Origin of the sequence: Oryzibacter oryziterrae, assembly GCF_021864535.1 — a bacterium.
GTDB lineage: Bacteria > Pseudomonadota > Alphaproteobacteria > Rhizobiales > Pleomorphomonadaceae > Pleomorphomonas > Pleomorphomonas oryziterrae.
Genome location: NZ_JAKJIC010000049.1, coordinates 1 through 2,303, shown reverse-complemented (window position 1 = coordinate 2,303; position 2,303 = coordinate 1). Strand labels below are relative to the sequence as shown.

Annotated in this window: 1 protein-coding gene; it reads left to right on the top strand. The window is 51.5% G+C overall.

The annotated features are described in order from the left end of the window. The coding region (locus L2I41_RS21420; RefSeq protein WP_237155659.1) for an FG-GAP-like repeat-containing protein at positions 1-2,303 on the top strand (2,303 nt) is incomplete at both ends.

The following is a 2,303-nucleotide window of genomic DNA, read 5'->3' as shown; positions in this document are numbered from 1 at the left end:
CGGCTGGCTTGGGGTTGGTTGGAGCCTCAAGGGGGTTCCGGAGATCAACCGCGTCTCCAAGGGTAAGGGTACGCCCTGGTTCGACGGGGACTTGTTCGCACCTGACAAGACGGTCAGCACTCTTGCCATGTCGACTGACGTCTTCATGTTGGGCGACGACGAACTGACGCCGTGCAATGAGGGCGGTACCAATAAAGCTTGGCCGACGACGGACAGCGCGAGCTGCTCCAAGGACGGCTTGGGGTGGGTGAACAAGATCGACGATCACCGCCAGATCAGATATGAGCTCGCCACCAATAACTGGGTAGTGCGCGATCCTGATGGCACGACCTATGTGTTTGAAAGCGTTGGGGATATTCAGCACATAAAGCTGCCGGACGAGGCGGATAAAAGTTACGAGCTTCAGCGCAAGCTCTACTTCAATGCGCGCTGGCTGCTGACGGAGGTCCGCGACGCGCACGTGGACGCCACCGGTGCCCCGGCGAACGTGGTGAGCTATTCCTATGCATGCGAGGACTACCTTGCCTGCCGGGTGACCAGGATCAGCTGGAAAAGTGCCGGCGAGTATGTGGCTGGAAGCATCGACTTCATCTGGGAGGATCGCCCCGATCCCTTCTCGGACGCGACGGGGCTGACGCTGGCCGACTACCGTTTCCGCCTGGGCGCGGTGGAGGTGACTTCGGGCGGCAAGGTGGCCAAGGTCTATCGCCTCGGCTACGAGATCGGTGCCGAGACGGGCCGCTCGCGGCTTCTCACGGTCACGCCCTATGGGGCGGATGCCACAGCGGAACAGGTGGTGGACACAAACGTATCCCCGGCCAAACGCTCGGTCAGTCCGGCAAACGGGACGGCGCTCAAGCCGTATGTGTTTGATTATCAGGAGGGGGTCTCGCGTTTTCCGTTAACGCAAGGACCAGCAAAATCGTTCAATTTCAACACTTCAAAGTATGCATACTATGGAGACTTTGACGGAGACAGAAAAGACGACTTTGTGAATATCAAGGGAGCAAATCTGGATTCCTATAGTGATGCAAAATGCACTATAGATAGCCTCTTCTCCAAAATCGGCAAAATAAAATCTGATCCAATTAGCTGCGATTACGCGTTTTCCAGGTATGCTTCAATTCGATATGACGCGAGAAATGATACCCCTATTTCTCCAACTTTCGACATTAACGGCGATGGATTGTCGGATATAGTCTTTGTATCAGGTGTCTATTTTGATACTCAAAGTGAATCTAATGATAAACTGGTTATCACTATATATACCCCAGGAATAGGGCAAATAGGATCCGTCACCATAAAGACGAAATATTTTGACAAATATAGTTCCCTTGTTGTCGGTGATTTCAACGGCGACGGGATCAAGGATATTGCCAATCCAAAAACAGATGAGGTTTTCATCTCATCAATAAATGGAGAAAAGCTTATATTCTCGAATAAAACGTGGAGCATGAAGAGCGCTATCTCCAATAGCGATCAATTCGTTGTTCAGGATATAGATGGTGATGGAGTTGATGATATTGTTGCCTCGCTTAATGACTTTCCACATCAGGAGTATCATCAGATTGCTCTCATATCGAAGCGAGATCATTTTGCGACTAAGCTAATTTCGACGCAGCAAAGCGATTCGAAAATATACGCCGATGTTAATGGCGACGGTCGCAATGACGAGCTGTTCAAATGGCCTGGCACTCATGATGCCAACGATAAACTCAAGGTAACAACTTACATAAATCATTCCGTTGGATCCGACTTTCTGGAAAGTTTTGGGCAAACCGGGCGAGGTGTAATTGAGTTCACCAAGCGAGATGGATACTTCCCCTGGAATATCGCTAGTCAGAAATCGGAAGCGCGCATTTCGATTCCGACGGCACACCCTATTCTTGCATCTGAAGACTTTAATATTGATGGCCGTGCAGATGCGTTTGAGAGTTACGCTCATAAAAAGGAAGATGGCACAAGCGAGCTCAATCTCATATTCTTTAGCGGCAGAGAGACAAAATTCGTCTTTTCCCAAGATATTGGCGCGAATCCTACTTGCGTTGGAGTCGCAAAAAATAGGTGTATATTTGTTGGCGACTACGACGGCGACGGTCAGCCGGATCTATACTCCTTCTCCGGCGTCTACGTCCGCCAGGGTGGCGTCCCCGACCTCCTGACGTCTGTCACAACACCTCTCGGCGGATCGATGACGATTGCCTATGCGCCATCGTCGGATCCTGCGGTGACGTCGTCGACGCCGGCGGACATGCCCTTCGTGACGCAAGTGGTCCGTTCGATCACGACGGACTCGGCGCCCA